This window comes from Paraglaciecola mesophila KMM 241 (genome assembly GCF_000315015.1).
Lineage (GTDB): Bacteria > Pseudomonadota > Gammaproteobacteria > Enterobacterales > Alteromonadaceae > Paraglaciecola > Paraglaciecola mesophila.
The window spans coordinates 1-13974 of record NZ_BAEP01000030.1; the positions used below are offsets into that span (position 1 = coordinate 1).

A 13974-nucleotide genomic window follows, 5' to 3' on the forward strand; every position below is an offset into this window, starting at 1 on the left:
TAAGTGCGGCGAAGGTAAATGTGGTGGCCAAGCTTAATTCTTAAATAGAATTTTCTGAATAAAGGCCAGCTTTGCTGGCCTTTATTGTTTAGGCGACGTAAGTTGTCGGCTAAGCCTAAACAGTAATTGAAAAGTAGTTAGAATAGTATTTGTACCGGCAGTGAAGAGGTAAGTGATGCAGAGTAAGCATTTATCAGGTGTGGGTTTAGGCCTGCGCCGTGAGATGATCAACGAATTAATTGACGATATTCCTCGCGCTGTCGACTTTTGGGAAGTTGCCCCCGAGAACTGGATCCCGCTGGGAGGAAAGTACCAAAAACAGCTCAATCAGTTTACCAGCAGGAGTCAGTTTACGACCCACGGGCTTTCACTGTCTATTGGTGGCCCCGAGCCGTTAGACATTAATTTCGTCAAAGACGTAAAAGCGTTTCTTGATACCCATAATATTCAGCATTACAGCGAGCACCTAAGTTATTGTTCAGGTAAGGGCCATCTCTACGATTTGATGCCGATCCCATTCAGTGAAGAAGCCGTGAAGTACGTGGTTGAGCGAGTAAATATGGTGCAAGACATAATTGAGCGGCCACTCATACTAGAAAACGTATCTTACTATGCTGCGCCCAACGCCAATATGAGCGAACAAGACTTTACAGTAGCAGTACTAGAAGAATCAAATTGTAAAATGCTGTTAGATGTAAACAATATCTATGTAAATTCAATTAACCATAGCTATGACGCTGAGGCATTTTTGAAGGCCATGCCAACAGCACGTATTGTCTATGGTCACATTGCTGGGCACTATGATGAAGCAGACGATTTGAAAGTGGACACGCACGGCGCTGATGTGATTCAACCTGTATGGGATTTACTCGAAAAAGCGTATGAGATCCACGGCGTCTTTCCCACTTTGTTAGAGCGTGATTTTAATATACCTCCGATTGAAGAACTCTTGCTTGAAGTTGACAAAATCCGACAGATTCAACATAAGCACAGGGCGGCCGAAACACACAAGGATTTGGCATAAATGTACGACTTTCAAAAGACCCAGCTGGCGTTCATTGATCACCTAAAAGATCCTGCTACTCATCCTTTCTCACATGGCATCGAGCCAAGACGAATGGAAATCTACCGCGATTTGTTCTTCAACAATATCAAGGGGTTTCTCAGTTCTGGCTTTCCTGTGCTTGAGAGTTTGTATACGGTCGAGCAATGGAACGCTCTTGCTCGTCAGTTTTTTGCTGAGCACGAATGCCGTTCGCCCTATTTTACGGATATCAGTAAAGAGTTCGTTGAGTATTTAAGCAATGAATACGAACGCCAGCCACATGACCCCATTTTTATGGCTGAACTGGCCCACTACGAATGGATGGAGCTTACGGTATCTATCAGAAAGCAAACCCAGACCCAAACACACGACGCAGCACAAAAGATAACAGCAGTGCAATTGTCACAACTAGCCAGCGTGGTCAGTTACCAATTTCCCGTGCACCAAATTAGCCAAGATTATCAACCAAGCGAACCTGGCGAGCCTGTTTATTTAGTGATCCATCGTGATAGTGACGATCAAGTAGATTTTACACTGATAACCGCCATGACAGCCCATTTGCTCGTCACGATTGAAAATAATCAGCATTTGTCACTTGAGTCACTGAATCAAAGTATGATTGAAAGTCTCCCGCAAATAGAACCAACGCAAGTGATACAAGGCGTAAATCACATTGTGCAGCAAATGCTAGAGCAACAGATACTCGTACCGTATGCGATTAGCACGTAAATAGGCTATCAATTTTTATTTGTTTGAATTACCATTTACGGCTGAATTCATATTAGTTAAATCGCGACGAATGGGGTTTTCAATGCAAGATAATAATGGTTCTCAAGATCCGTTCAACTTCACTTATCTGGCCGCTGGGCTGTTGACGTTACTGGCACTGCCATTAATGCATGTCATCCTTGGTTGGATGGTTTTCCTTTAACCGTCGTTTTTTAATTATCCATTACAACGGGGAAAGCTGTGCCCGCTGCTTATATAAAGTCGGTTATTAAAACCGTACCTGATTATCCCAAGCCTGGGATTTTATTTCGTGACGTAACTTCGATTCTTGAAGACCATAAAGCGTACACGACGAGTATCGAACTTTTGGTAAAAGAGTTCGCTCCATACAATTTCGATAAAGTGGCTGGCACAGAAGCCCGCGGCTTTTTATTCGGTGCGCCTCTGGCAATTGAGCTAGGTATTGGTTTTATACCTGTACGTAAGCCCAATAAACTGCCGCGAAAAGTGATTAGCGAAAGCTACGATCTTGAATACGGTACCGACTGCCTAGAGATCCATGAAGATGCGGTCAAACCGGGTGAGAAAGTTTTGATGTTAGATGACTTGCTTGCTACCGGTGGGACAATGATCGCCACTGCGAATTTAATTAGACGCTTAGGTGGTATCGTTGAGCACGCTGGTTTTGTTATTTCATTACCTGATTTAGGTGGTGAAGCAAAACTTCAGGAAATCGGTGTACAAAGTCATTCAATTTGTGAGTTCGAAGGCGAGTAATCCAATAACATGAGCTATCAAGTTCTAGCGCGAAAATGGCGGCCGAATAATTTCAGTGAATTAGTTGGTCAAGAGCATGTAGTCGCAGCCATTTCAAATGCACTTGATAATGACCGCTTACACCACGCTTATTTGTTTACGGGTACGCGTGGTGTGGGTAAAACCACTATCGCACGGATCTTTTCCAAGAGTCTAAATTGCGAACTGGGCATGGGCTCTAAACCCTGTGGTAAATGCTCTACCTGTGTTGAAATAGAGCAGGGCAACTTCGTTGATCTGTTAGAAATCGATGCAGCCTCACGCACAAAGGTCGAAGATACTCGGGAATTATTAGACAACGTACAATATCGTCCCTCGCGCGGTCGATATAAAGTGTACTTAATTGATGAAGTACACATGTTGTCTAAGCATAGTTTTAACGCCCTGCTTAAAACCCTTGAAGAGCCACCGCCACACGTTAAATTTTTGTTGGCCACGACCGATCCGCAAAAACTACCGATCACAATTTTATCTCGCTGCTTACAGTTCAATCTCAAAGCTTTATCGCGAGCGCAAATTGCCCAGCAACTGCAGCATGTTTTTACTCAAGAGCAACTTCAAAATGAGCCAGAAGCACTGGCCCAGATAGCCAGAGCTGCCCAGGGCAGTATGCGGGATGCGCTGAGCTTATCAGATCAAGCCATCGCGCAAGGAAATGGCAACGTTAGTTTAAGCATAGTCACTGATATGCTCGGTTTAATGGACAAAACCCAAGTTCTTAAGTTGCTCAATGCTGTGCTGAATAAGCAAAATGAGTCGGTGTTTGAATTGGTCGACTTTATGTCTGAACAAGCCGTCGATTATAGCCAAGTGCTGAATGAATTGATGAGTTTGCTACATCAAATCGCTTTGACCCAATTTGTACCTGATGCATGCAAGCTTGAGACTATTTCCGCTCGGGCAATTTATCAGTTAGCAAAAAATGCAGTGCCAGAGCACATACAACTGCTTTATCAAATTGCATTGCAAGGCAAGCGCGATATGCCATTTGCCGCAGATGCCAGAACAGGCTTGGAAATGACACTGCTGCGCATGTTGGCCTTTAGCCCAGTGCAAGTAAATACCAGTGTTGAAGAGCTAGTGGCAATGACACCAAGCTCAGCACCGAGTAGTGGGCCGAGTATTGCACCGCTGCCAATGCAAGACGAACACGACCCTGCTACACCGACTGACGACACGCCAGTTGAGACTAAAGAAACTGTTGTAGCAGCTCCGGCACAAGCTGAGGAAACACCCCAAGTACCAACAATAGCTACTGAGGTTGATAACACGCAAAGTGTGGCTGCGCCACAAGATGCGCCATCTACCCCTAGTGACTTTGCGTCTAGCAACGATTTTACTAAAGACAGTGATTCTACAGCTCGTCAGAACAGTCTAACCCCTCAGGCGATGGGCTCGCAAAGTACGCATGCAGATAATGCAGCGGTACGAAATCAAGTGGAAGATGCAGCCGTTGTTGAAGAGACACGAGCAGATGAAGTCTCAGTTCAGCCATTTGATGATGACGAATATCACAGTGCACAAATGCAGGATATGGAAGCGCAACAAGCAGGCATTTTGCAAGAAGCTGAGTATTTTATACAGCCGCAGGATCAGCAAGCGTATGATACGAATACCGCTGTCGACCATCAGCAAGAAGCCCTTAAGCCGCAAAGTCAATCTACCGAAAGTTTACTCGCGCTGCGCCGCAAATTAACTCAAGCGGCGGAAGAAGAACAGGAGAATGCCCCTTCAGTAAAAAAGTCTGAAGGTGGTTATGATGCCAGTCAGTTTTTGCCTGGTGGCAGCGGGCCGGGGGTTGAACCCATGGCTGGCACAATTCCCAGGAATCAACCGGACACTCAGGCTACTTCTACTGAAAAACCGAGTTTATCTGAGCAATCTTCATCTGAGCAGCCTTCACCTGGGCAATCTGCGCCTCACGCGTATTCTGCTCAAGCTGATGCACCTTACCCAAACGATGCTGATGAGCCCAATGCACATCACGCAGAGTTAGGCGAAACACCGCCCTGGGCGACTGATGATGCTAGTCATCAAGCTTCGCTTGATGACATCAACGACATTGATGAAGTAAGCGTTAATGAAGTCACTGTTGGAGAAGTACCCGTTAATGAGCTAAGCCATGAGGCGTTAGCCCTTGATGAAGTGACGGTCCCCGTTGACGCGCAAGAAGAAATATCAGAAAACGAACAAGAGATTGAAAATACCGTTTTCGACCCCACTGCTCATTTAGCGCAAGATTTAGAATGTGAGGTGGACTATGAGGTACCTGCATTTCTTGAATCGGGTGAGAAGGTCACAATAGCGCCCCAATTGGATAAATGGAGCGCGTTGATAACACAGATGCAAGTGGCAGCGCTTACGAAGCAACTGGCGCTGCACTCTGAGTTCACTCGGGATGGAGACAAAGTCGTGCTCAATTTGGTACAAACCAAGGAGCACCTCAACACCGAGTCAGCCAAAGAGCAATTGCAGTGCGCACTGAGTGATGTGTTGCAACAACAAATTACCCTAGAGGTACATGTAGGTGACGCAATTAACACGCCGTTTGCGTTACAACAAAGTATTAATCGTGTGCGATTTGAATATGCCAAGCAGGTGGTCGAAACTAATGAGTCCATTTGTATGTTTAAAGACATGTTCAACGCCCAAGTGCTAAATGATTCGATCAAAGCACGCTAAGTTTTATTTCAAAGATTAAGAGAGAAAAAGTATGTTTAAAGGTGGAATGGGCAACGTAATGAAGCAAGCGCAACAAATGCAAGAGCGCATGCAGAAGAAACAAGAAGAGCTAGCCAAAATGGAAGTTACCGGCGAGTCTGGCGCAGGTTTAGTGAAGGTCACTATGACCTGTAACCACAACGTACGCCGCGTTGACATCGACGACAGCTTGATGGAAGACGATAAAGAGATGATTGAAGACTTGGTTGCCGCTGCAATCAATGACGCTGTACGCCGCGTTCAAGAAACTACCAAAGAGCAAATGGCCGACGTCACTGGCGGCATGGCGATGCCTCCCGGCTTCAAAATGCCGTTCTAGTTAGTATCCCCCGAATTGTTGGCGTCCAAGCGTTTAAATAGCCTTGGGGACAAATAGGGGATAATCCTCTTATATGAAGCTCTAGTTTTTACTAGGGCTTTTTTGTTTGTTCTGTCCCATTCCAAATAGGTTGACATAAAGAGGACTTCTTTGTGGGGGCATCATGGATTAAAAGCGTCACTTAATTTCAGAAATAAGCAATTTTGGTCAAGAGTCATATTTATACCGTTGTTAGTATTTAACGGCTAAGGAGAAAACGAGTTATATGGCCAAAGATCGCGATCGGTTTGCAGATGTAGTGACGTATATTGAAGCTAACCTTGATGAGGAAATTGATCTCGATAAGCTTTGCCAGCACGCGAACTTATCAAAATTCCATTTTCATAGGCAATGCTCCATATACTTTGGCATATCTGTAATGGCGCTTGTAAGAGTATTGAGACTCAAAAGAGCCGCATTTCGGTTAGCGTATAGGGGCGATAAAATTATAAATATTGCCATTGAAAATGGTTATGAAAGTCACGAAGCGTTTTCTAGGGCTTTTAAAAAGCACTTCGATAAAAGCCCGTACGAATTCAGGAAGAAACCTGATTGGACTCCTTGGCAAACTATATATGAATCAGTGTTAACGCTAAGGTGTAAAAATATGAAAGTGAATTCTGATTGTAAAGTCGAGTTAATTGATTTCCCCGAAACACCAATTGCAGCTTTAGAGCACAGAGGAGCGCCGAATTTACTCGTAAATACAATACAAACATTTATCCAATGGAGAAAGTTTAATCATCTGCCACCTAGGATAAGCAAGACTTTTAATTTGGTTTATGATGATCCGAGTTCTACTGAGCCAGAAGGTTATAGGTTTGATATTTGCTGTTCTACTCCTCACGCAATTGACGCAAATGAATATGGGGTGATTAATAAAACAATCCCAGCAGGAAAATGCGCAGTTGTTAGGCATATCGGCAGTGATGACACTATTGGGGAGGTGGTAAATTTCCTTTATTCAAAATGGTTAGAGAATTCCTGCTTTGAGCTCCGTAATTTCCCACTTTTTTTTGAAAGAGTTAGCTTGTTTCCCGACGTACCAGAGGGTGAAATGATAACTGATATATATTTGCCTATAGCGTGACTAACAGGCGATACCCTTGTTCTTATTAAGTTAATAAACAAACACGAGTAGCATGACTAAGCACTTAAAAATTGGCCGACTTGGGGATAGAGAAATATTAATAAACACGTTAGTATGCGCTGCTTGTGAACCATGCTTGGCGTGCGTGAATCCTTGGTTTGTTAAGCATGTCGCTTAATAATCAGTAAGCTTAATTATACGGTTAGGTGTTTGGCGTCACAAATTTATAGCAAGTAAAATTACTATTTCACTCAAGGCAGTAAAGATGAAACTCAGTCCTCTTATTTTAGAGCTTATTAACGCGTTTAAAGTGTTACCCGGTGTGGGCCCAAAAAGTGCTCAGCGTATGGCGTTTCATTTGTTAGAGCGAAATAGAAGTGGTGCCTTGCAGTTAAGCCAAGTGTTACACAACGCCATGGAACATGTGGGACATTGCAAGCAGTGTCGTACGTTTACCGAAAGCGAGTTGTGTGAAATTTGTGCTCACCCTACACGAAGCGAAGCGGGCACGTTGTGCATTGTCGAATCTCCCCAAGATGTTGTGGCGATTGAGCAAACCGCCGAATTTAAAGGCTTGTACTTTGTATTGATGGGGCATTTATCGCCCATCGATGGTATTGGGCCGAGTGAAATAGGGTTAGACGAGTTGGCGAATTTGTTAGACAGCAAAGATTTGACGGAAGTGATCCTCGCGACCAACCCTACGGTTGAAGGTGAGGCAACGGCACACTACATTGGTCAGATGTGCTCTGCGCGAGACATTCAAGCGACTCGCTTAGCCCACGGTATGCCGGTGGGTGGCGAGTTGGAGTATGTTGATGGCAATACGTTGACGCATGCCTTTGTGGGTCGCAGAAGCCTGTCTTAGGCGAAAAATTCTACGTTTTTTGGCGGTCTAGTTCTTAGGCCGTTAATTATCTCACTGATAGTTACAATTTTTTCATCTTTTGTATTGAAATGCCTTCAAGCGACCTTATCTCCTTACTCACAAACAGAAACCAACTAACTTAGGAGATACTTGTCCATGGCTGACGTTGCCCATCAAGAAACTCATGGCTTTCAAACCGAAGTAAAACAATTGCTTCAGTTGATGATCCATTCACTTTATTCAAATAAAGAAATATTTCTTCGTGAACTTGTTTCTAATGCTGCCGATGCAGCAGACAAATTGCGATTCAAGGCGCTGTCGAATGATAGCCTATACGAAGGTGACGGCGATTTATGCGTTAAATTAAGCATTGATAAAGACGCTGGCTCTATCACCATCCGTGACAATGGTATCGGTATGGACCGAGCGAGTGTCATTGAGCATTTAGGCACGATTGCAAAATCAGGTACCTCTGAATTTTTCAGTAATTTATCGGGTGACCAAGCGAAAGACTCACAATTAATTGGTCAGTTCGGTGTTGGTTTTTACTCTGCGTTTATCGTAGCTGAAAAAGTGGTCGTGCGCTCGCGTGCTGCAGGCGACGATGCCAGTAAAGGCGTTGAGTGGACATCCGAAGGTGAAGGCGAATTTACGGTTGCGGATATCGAAAAAGCAGACCGTGGTACTGAAATTACCTTGTTCTTACGTGAAGACGAAAAAGAGTTCGCAGATGACTGGCGTTTACGTTCAATCGTTAGCAAGTATTCTGATCACATCAGTATTCCTGTGATGATGTACAAAGAAGAAGTACCAGAAAGCGATGGCCCAGACGGCGAAAAAGTACCTGCGCAACCTGCAAAGTGGGAAGCAGTAAACAAGGCAACAGCCCTATGGACACGTGATAAGTCTGAAGTGTCTGACGAAGAATACAAAGAGTTTTATAAGCATATTTCACACGATTTTGCTGATCCGCTTGTATGGTCACACAATAAAGTTGAAGGCAAAACTGAATACAATAGCTTACTGTATATCCCAGCTAAAGCACCGTTTGATATGTGGAACCGTGACCAAAAGCACGGCTTGAAGTTATACGTTCAACGCGTATTTATTATGGATGACGCTGAACAATTCATGCCGACGTATTTGCGTTTCGTGAAAGGTTTGCTTGATTCAAACGACTTACCTTTGAACGTATCTCGTGAAATTTTGCAAGATAACAAAATCACTCAAGCTATTCGTCAAGGCTGTACTAAGCGCGTATTGCAAATGCTTGAGCGTGTTGCCAAAAATGACAGTGAGAAGTATCAAGGCTTCTGGACTGAATTTGGTAATGTGCTAAAAGAAGGCCCCGCTGAAGATCACGCCAATAAAGAGAAAGTGGCAGGCTTGTTACGTTTCGCTTCGACTGAAAATGACAGCGATGCGCAAAACGTTTCTTTGGCCGATTATGTTAGTCGCATGAAAGACGGCCAAGATAAAATCTACTACATTACTGCAGATAGCTACAAAGCAGCTAAATCTAGCCCGCATTTAGAAATCTTCCGTAAGAAAGGCATTGAAGTTTTACTGATGTCAGACCGTGTGGATGAATGGCTTATGTCGCATTTGACTGAATTTGACGAGAAGTCATTCCAGTCAATTACTCATGGTGAATTAGATTTAGGTGATTTAGACGACGAAGACAGCAAAAAGGCGCAAGAAGAAGCTGAGAAGAAAGTTGAAGGCTTAACTGAACGCGTTAAAACTGCGCTAGGCGATAAAGTGGCTGAGGTGAAATTCACTCACCGTCTGACGGATTCTCCAGCGTGTATCGTGGCAGATGGCAGTGGCATGTCTACCCAAATGATTAAGTTGATGCAAGCTGCAGGTCAACCAGTACCTGAGGCTAAGTATCATTTTGAGCTTAATCCAGAACATAGCTTGGTGAAAATGCTAGCTGACGAGCAAGATGAAGAGCGTTTTGGCCAGTGGACTGAAGTGTTGTTTGATCAAGCTGCATTGTCAGAACAAGGCAGTCTGAAAGACCCAGCAGCCTTTGTGCACAATTTAAACACCTTACTAATGAATTTGGCAAAATAACGCTAAATTACTCAACATAACGTTAAAAAATGGGCTCTTTAGCCCATTTTTTGTGTATATTATGCATTATTAGATGTTTACACATTTGACCTAAGACATACGTCTTATACGGCTTGTAACTAAAAGGCCGAATGTGTAAAGTTCGGCACAGAATTTTTTAACTTTAACTAAAGGCGAGGGCAAAGAATATGCGTATTATTCTTCTTGGTGCTCCTGGTGCTGGTAAAGGCACTCAAGCTCAATATTTAATGGGTAAATACGGCATTCCGCAGATTTCTACGGGTGATATGCTACGAGCAGCAATAAAAGCTGGCACTGAGTTAGGTAACGCCGCAAAGCGCGTTATGGACGAAGGAAAACTGGTTTCTGATGAGCTCATCATTGGTTTGGTAAAAGAGCGCATTGCACAAGATGATTGCAAAGGTGGTTTCTTACTAGATGGTTTTCCGCGCACTATCCCTCAAGCTGACGCAATGAAAGAAGCGGGCATTAAAGTCGATCATGTTATTGAATTTGATGTGCCCGATGAAGTGATTGTCGAGCGTATGGCTGGTCGTCGTGTGCATCCTGCTTCAGGTCGTGTATACCATCTACAATATAATCCGCCTCAAAACGACGGAAAAGACGATGAAACGGGTGAAGATTTGGTTATCCGTGCTGATGATCAAGAAGATACCGTTCGTCACCGCTTAGGTGTTTATCATGAACAGACGAAGCCTCTGGTTGATTATTATCAGGCTGAAGCGAGCGCTAACAACTGCCAGTATCATAAAATTGATGGTACCAAAGCAGTTGATGTCGTCAGCGAGCAGTTGTCATCTTTACTTGGCTAATGATGGCTATTTAATTGAATGATGAAAAACCCACTGAAAAGTGGGTTTTTTTATGTCTATAATCAGCCTACAACAGTTTCGAATAATGCAAAACTAAAAACGCAAACACACTAAAACAGGAACTTATTCATTATGTTACACACGCCTATTACTGCATTTTATGGTGGACTACTTGGGATCACTTTTGTATACCTTTCAATTTTAGTTGTTAGAGGTCGCCGAGCGGGGAAAATTAGCTTAGGGGATGGGGGAGACAACCATTTCTTAGGCGTTATCCGTGCCCACGGGAACTTTGCAGAGTATGTTCCCTTAACGCTGGTATTGATGTTAGTGGCAGAGATAAACTCTTCATACCCTATCGTGCTGCACAGTGCTGGCGTAGCCTTGCTCGTAGGTCGCATCGTGCACGCCTATGGCCTCAAACATCATTCTGGGGCGAGTTGGCAACGCGTTTCAGGCATGATTTTAACCTTCGTGGCTTTGATTGGATTATCGGTGCAGAACATCGTTTATCTTTATTAGCACTTTTTGTAGGTCCTCGTATAGGGACATTTTGTAATCGATAAAAGGCATAAAAAAACGGCGCTCACTAGGCGCCGTTTTGATTCACAGGGAACACACATCAAATTTTATAAGTTAACTCGTGGGTTTACTTTCACCCTCAATCAACTTCTCAGTATTGCTACCAATTTGAATCGTGCGTGGTTTCTTCGCTTCCGGTACCACACGCTCTAGATTTACGTGAAGTAGGCCATTTTCCATTTTGGCGTTGAGCACATTGACGTGGTCGCCCAATTGGAATTTGCGTTCGAAGTTACGCTCAGAAATACCCTTATGAAGGAATTTTCGCTCTTCGTCCGTCGCTGCGGCTTTGTTGCCGGTGACTTTCAAGGTGTTTTCTTGCACCTCTATCGAGACTTCATTTTCTGCGAAACCCGCAACCGCCATAGTGATGCGATATTTATCTTCGGCTATCAACTCAATGTTGTAGGGAGGGTAGCTAGATTGTTTTTCGTTACGAGATGCAGTGTCAATCATTGATGCCAAGTGGTCAAAACCAATGAATGAACGGTATAGTGGAGATAGATCGATATTACGCATTTTGCATATCCTCTTTATAAAGCAATATGAGATTAAAGTGTCCCGACTAGCGGCGACGTTATTTTAACAACGCGGTCCTCGCGTAACCCTTAGGGCTTTGCAGTTTCCTGCCAAATTCTTATCCTTTGAATTTGTATCGACCCTTTCGGCGTCGACAAATACTATGTAGGGATAGGCACAACATTTTTCAATTGAAAAGTGCAAATTAAATTTTATTTATATTTTAACGTTATGATTTTATTGATTTTATTTCTTCAGTAAATATAACAAAAAAAGCCCGCAGAGAAGCGGGCTATGATATGTCAAAGCACAATTGGGAGTTATTGTTTAACACCCTCTAGGTTTAACATCAGCTCAACATGAGTCGAGCTAGGCCCTAAATTCGTCATAATGCCATAATCAGCCATAGCGATACGTGTGGTGCCTGAAAAGCCCACACGGTAGCCGCCCCAAGGATCTTTTCCTTCTCCGATTTTCTCGGCCATGATGATCACGGGTTTAGTGATCCCATGCAAAGATAGGTCCCCGAATATCTTTAAGCGCTCTGCCCCTAGACTTTCTACCTTGGTACTCACAAACTTAGCGATTGGGTATTTTTTTACGTATAGAAATTCTTCACCGCGCAAATGCTTATCACGCTCAGCATGGTTTGAGTCGAGACTATCCGTATTGATATTCACTGAAATGGTAGAGGCTTCAGGTTTGGCCGGGTCGTAACTGAACTTGCCATCAAAGGTATTAAAACGACCGGTTAGCCAAGAATACCCAAGATGCTGAATTTTAAAGTTAATTGAGGCATGAGCGCCTGCTGTATCCACTACATAATCTGCGGCAAATGCTTTGCCCGTCAGTAGGGCAAGTAAACTGAATGCTAAAAGTGACTTTCTCATTTCTTTTCCTTGTGTTTTTTAAAGGTAAGCATTCTTACCAGTGTATTGTCGTTATTAATAAAGTGGTGTTTCAACGCTGCTAGTCCATGCAAGCTTGCTAAGGCGATGAGCGTATAAGCAAAATACTCATGAACTATGCCCGATAAGTCTTCTTGGTTGGTAAATAATTTACCTACAGGGGCCACAGAAAACCAGTTGAATACGTCAATCCCTCGGTTGTCGGCGGTGGAAATTAAATAACCGCTCACAAACAAGGTTATAATTAGTATATAGAGCAGAGCGTGAGTGGCTCTTGCGGCTAATATTTCCCAGGCTTTGCCCAGCGGTTTAGGCGTCTCTTGGCTTACTTTCCAGATAATTCGCACAACGGTAAGGCACATAAGTAGTATGCCGACACTTTTGTGATAATGGGGTGCATCTTTATACCAAGGGCTGTAATAGCTTAATTCGACCATCCACCAACCTGCTGCAAACATGCCAATAACCACAGCGGCGCTGAGCCAATGAATAGCGATACTTAACCAACCATATTGCCGAAACGAATTTTTAAGCATTTCAAACACCTAATAAAGAATAGAGATACTATACCCTTCGTATTATTGAATTAGTATGACAAATTTGTAACGCTTATTATCGATAAATTAGAACGATTATATCAGGATACATACCCGTTACACTCCAGGATAAAGAGAGTCGCGCGATGCATTAGGTATCGTGGCGGGTATTAGGCGAGCACAGTGAAAATAGAAGAGCACTCAACAGTCGACTGTGCTGATAAATCGACTGTTAAGCTAATGGCAAAGCGGCTACTTTGCGTGGCGTGCTTTTAGTACTTCGATGACGTCGCTTAGTGTCAAATCACTTGCTTGTAGCAACACCAGTAAATGGTACAGCAAATCAGCAGATTCATTTTTAAGCTCGTCCAAATCTTTTACCGTTGCAGCAAGTGCAGTTTCAACCCCTTCTTCACCCACTTTCTGAGCAATGCGTTTTATCCCTTTACTGTAAAGATGGGCGGTATAGCTCGAATCGGGAGAGGCACCCTTGCGTGAAGCAATAACCTGCTCCAACTCTGCGATAAAACTGACGTCTGGTGCAGCGGCATCAGCCCAGCAGGTTTCGTTACCTAAGTGACACGTAGGGCCATTGGGGTGAGCGAGAGCAAGTATTGAATCTTGATCGCAATCAGCGCTGAGCTGAACAAGATCCAAGGTATGGCCAGATGTTTCACCTTTGGTCCAAAGGCGCAGCTTTGAGCGGCTGAAAAAGGTAACATGGCCCGTTTCAAGGGTGTGATGAATGGCATCGCTGTTCATATAGCCTTGCATTAAGACTTTGCCTGTAGAGGCATCCTGCACGATGCAAGGAAGAAGGTTGTCCATTTTTTGCCAAGCCAATTGCTCAACGTTTTGCTTATTGATGATCATGTTTATCTCGTATTCGT

14 protein-coding genes are annotated in these 13974 nt (G+C 43.7%); 10 read left to right on the top strand and 4 right to left on the bottom strand.

Features of this window, described 5'->3' with window-relative positions; genetic code table 11:
- The first annotated feature begins 175 nt into the window (after positions 1 to 175).
- From GMES_RS07000 to GMES_RS07045, 10 genes are all read left to right on the top strand, one after another.
- Complete coding sequence (locus GMES_RS07000) at positions 176 to 1024, top strand: HvfB family MNIO-type RiPP peptide maturase (RefSeq protein ID WP_006991925.1); 849 nt, start codon at positions 176 to 178, stop codon at positions 1022 to 1024.
- Entirely contained in the window at positions 1025 to 1774 is a 750-nt protein-coding gene (locus GMES_RS07005) for an HvfC family RiPP maturation protein (RefSeq protein ID WP_006991926.1), read from the top strand. It abuts the gene before it with no gap.
- Between the two features lie 240 nt (positions 1775 to 2014).
- A complete protein-coding gene (apt, locus tag GMES_RS07010) occupies positions 2015 to 2551 on the top strand; it encodes an adenine phosphoribosyltransferase (RefSeq protein WP_006991928.1) in 537 nt (178 codons plus the stop codon).
- Between the two features lie 9 nt (positions 2552 to 2560).
- The gene (dnaX, locus tag GMES_RS07015; RefSeq protein ID WP_006991929.1) at positions 2561 to 5272 is read left to right on the top strand and encodes a DNA polymerase III subunit gamma/tau; all 2712 of its coding nucleotides are present in this window, start codon (positions 2561 to 2563) and stop codon (positions 5270 to 5272) included.
- A gap of 31 nt (positions 5273 to 5303) precedes the next feature.
- Positions 5304 to 5630, top strand: a complete 327-nt coding sequence (locus tag GMES_RS07020; protein ID WP_006991930.1) for a YbaB/EbfC family nucleoid-associated protein — start codon at positions 5304 to 5306, stop codon at positions 5628 to 5630.
- Between the two features lie 265 nt (positions 5631 to 5895).
- Entirely contained in the window at positions 5896 to 6759 is an 864-nt protein-coding gene (locus GMES_RS07025; RefSeq protein WP_006991931.1) for an AraC family transcriptional regulator, read from the top strand.
- Positions 6760 to 7024: 265 nt separating this feature from the next.
- A complete protein-coding gene (gene recR, locus GMES_RS07030) occupies positions 7025 to 7627 on the top strand; it encodes a recombination mediator RecR (RefSeq protein ID WP_006991932.1) in 603 nt (200 codons plus the stop codon).
- A gap of 156 nt (positions 7628 to 7783) precedes the next feature.
- Positions 7784 to 9706: a molecular chaperone HtpG gene (htpG, locus tag GMES_RS07035; RefSeq protein ID WP_006991933.1), complete on the top strand. Its 1923-nt coding sequence runs from the start codon at positions 7784 to 7786 to the stop codon at positions 9704 to 9706.
- A gap of 188 nt (positions 9707 to 9894) precedes the next feature.
- Positions 9895 to 10539 (top strand): adenylate kinase, encoded by a 645-nt coding sequence (gene adk, locus GMES_RS07040; RefSeq protein WP_006991934.1) that lies wholly within the window; start codon positions 9895 to 9897, stop codon positions 10537 to 10539.
- A 132-nt stretch (positions 10540 to 10671) separates the two neighbouring features.
- Entirely contained in the window at positions 10672 to 11061 is a 390-nt protein-coding gene (locus GMES_RS07045; protein WP_006991935.1) for an MAPEG family protein, read from the top strand.
- A 114-nt stretch (positions 11062 to 11175) separates the two neighbouring features.
- On the opposite strand, the gene GMES_RS07050 is transcribed toward GMES_RS07045, so the two are convergent.
- The 4 genes from GMES_RS07050 to hisIE all read right to left on the bottom strand — a co-directional run bounded on the left by GMES_RS07050 (position 11176) and on the right by hisIE (position 13957).
- Complete coding sequence (locus GMES_RS07050; RefSeq protein ID WP_006991936.1) at positions 11176 to 11640, bottom strand: Hsp20 family protein; 465 nt, start codon at positions 11638 to 11640, stop codon at positions 11176 to 11178.
- A gap of 320 nt (positions 11641 to 11960) precedes the next feature.
- Complete coding sequence (locus tag GMES_RS07055) at positions 11961 to 12530, bottom strand: YceI family protein (RefSeq protein WP_006991937.1); 570 nt, start codon at positions 12528 to 12530, stop codon at positions 11961 to 11963.
- Positions 12527 to 13084 (bottom strand): cytochrome b, encoded by a 558-nt coding sequence (locus GMES_RS07060; RefSeq protein WP_006991938.1) that lies wholly within the window; start codon positions 13082 to 13084, stop codon positions 12527 to 12529. Before GMES_RS07060 ends, GMES_RS07055 begins: the two co-directional genes overlap by 4 nt.
- Positions 13085 to 13336: 252 nt before the next feature.
- A complete protein-coding gene (hisIE, locus tag GMES_RS07065) occupies positions 13337 to 13957 on the bottom strand; it encodes a bifunctional phosphoribosyl-AMP cyclohydrolase/phosphoribosyl-ATP diphosphatase HisIE (protein ID WP_006991939.1) in 621 nt (206 codons plus the stop codon).
- Between the last annotated feature and the right edge of the window lie 17 nt (positions 13958 to 13974).

Excerpts from the sequence above, each read along its gene's own strand:
- GMES_RS07000 (WP_006991925.1), top strand. The coding sequence starts at position 176 with ATGCAGAGTAAGCATTTATCAGGTGTGGGTTTAGGCCTGCGCCGTGAG.
- GMES_RS07005 (WP_006991926.1), top strand. The coding sequence starts at position 1,025 with ATGTACGACTTTCAAAAGACCCAGCTGGCGTTCATTGATCACCTAAAA.
- dnaX (WP_006991929.1), top strand. The coding sequence starts at position 2,561 with ATGAGCTATCAAGTTCTAGCGCGAAAATGGCGGCCGAATAATTTCAGT.
- GMES_RS07020 (WP_006991930.1), top strand. The coding sequence starts at position 5,304 with ATGTTTAAAGGTGGAATGGGCAACGTAATGAAGCAAGCGCAACAAATG.
- GMES_RS07025 (WP_006991931.1), top strand. The coding sequence starts at position 5,896 with ATGGCCAAAGATCGCGATCGGTTTGCAGATGTAGTGACGTATATTGAA.
- recR (WP_006991932.1), top strand. The coding sequence starts at position 7,025 with ATGAAACTCAGTCCTCTTATTTTAGAGCTTATTAACGCGTTTAAAGTG.
- htpG (WP_006991933.1), top strand. The coding sequence starts at position 7,784 with ATGGCTGACGTTGCCCATCAAGAAACTCATGGCTTTCAAACCGAAGTA.
- adk (WP_006991934.1), top strand. The coding sequence starts at position 9,895 with ATGCGTATTATTCTTCTTGGTGCTCCTGGTGCTGGTAAAGGCACTCAA.
- GMES_RS07045 (WP_006991935.1), top strand. The coding sequence starts at position 10,672 with ATGTTACACACGCCTATTACTGCATTTTATGGTGGACTACTTGGGATC.
- GMES_RS07050 (WP_006991936.1), bottom strand. The coding sequence starts at position 11,640 with ATGCGTAATATCGATCTATCTCCACTATACCGTTCATTCATTGGTTTT.
- GMES_RS07055 (WP_006991937.1), bottom strand. The coding sequence starts at position 12,530 with ATGAGAAAGTCACTTTTAGCATTCAGTTTACTTGCCCTACTGACGGGC.
- GMES_RS07060 (WP_006991938.1), bottom strand. The coding sequence starts at position 13,084 with ATGCTTAAAAATTCGTTTCGGCAATATGGTTGGTTAAGTATCGCTATT.
- hisIE (WP_006991939.1), bottom strand. The coding sequence starts at position 13,957 with ATGATCATCAATAAGCAAAACGTTGAGCAATTGGCTTGGCAAAAAATG.